Source organism: Butyricicoccus sp. AF35-5AC, from assembly GCF_003477715.1.
Taxonomy (GTDB): Bacteria; Bacillota; Clostridia; order Oscillospirales; family Butyricicoccaceae; genus Agathobaculum; species Agathobaculum butyriciproducens.
The window spans coordinates 1,369-2,093 of record NZ_QUDX01000033.1 but is presented as its reverse complement, the minus strand read 5'-3'; the positions used below and the strand labels follow the sequence as shown (position 1 = coordinate 2,093).

The 725-nt window shown below is 53.2% G+C and carries 1 protein-coding gene; it reads right to left on the bottom strand.

Features of this window, described 5'->3' with window-relative positions; all coding sequences use genetic code 11:
• Nucleotides 1-49: 49 nt before the first annotated feature.
• A complete protein-coding gene (locus DWZ82_RS15940; protein WP_118265299.1) occupies nucleotides 50-697 on the bottom strand; it encodes a CHC2 zinc finger domain-containing protein in 648 nt (215 codons plus the stop codon).
• Nucleotides 698-725 lie beyond the last annotated feature (28 nt).

Genomic DNA, 725 nt, shown 5'->3' with positions numbered 1-725 from the left:
GCTCTGACGGACACCGCCTTTCTCGGTAGTTTCCAGCCCCGTCTTGATTTCAGGGGCGCTCTGGGGCGGCTGCATGGCGTTCATGGTGTTTTTTAGTTCTTGCTGCGTCTGCGGCTGCAAGCTCTGCCATTCGTTGTTCAAGCTGTATCACATCCTTTCCGTAGTCCGTAATCAAAGCCGCTTTTTCCTCCGTCTCCCCGAACAGCAGCACATCCAGCAGATATTCCACTTGGTCTTGCTTCTGTAAGGCTTCCACAAACCGGGGATGAAAGGCTTCCTCCGGGGAGTGCGGGGCATATTCCTTTCTCCATGCCCGGAGCAGGTGGAGATAATCGGCAAGAATACAAAAGCAGCGGTTCTTTGCCTCCTGAAACTGTTCCTCCGGGGATTTCTGCCGGGGCTTGGGCTTTTTTGCCTTTCCCGGCGGCTTCCAGTCCTCATAGGAAAGCCCAAAGTCCTGTGCCAGTTGTACGGCGGCTTCTTTCTTTCCCAGCCCATACAGGGCGGCGGTAAAATCAATCACATCCCCATCTGCACCGCAGCCGAAGCAGTGGTAACGCTGATCCAGCTTCATGCTTGGGGTCTTATCGTTATGGAACGGGCAGCAAGCCATCCCGTTCCGGCCTGCATGGATTCCATAATGCTCCGCAGCCTGTCTTGTTGTAACGGACTGCTTCACAGTTTCAAATACATTCAAATCTATCCCTCCTTGAAAAAAAGAAAAG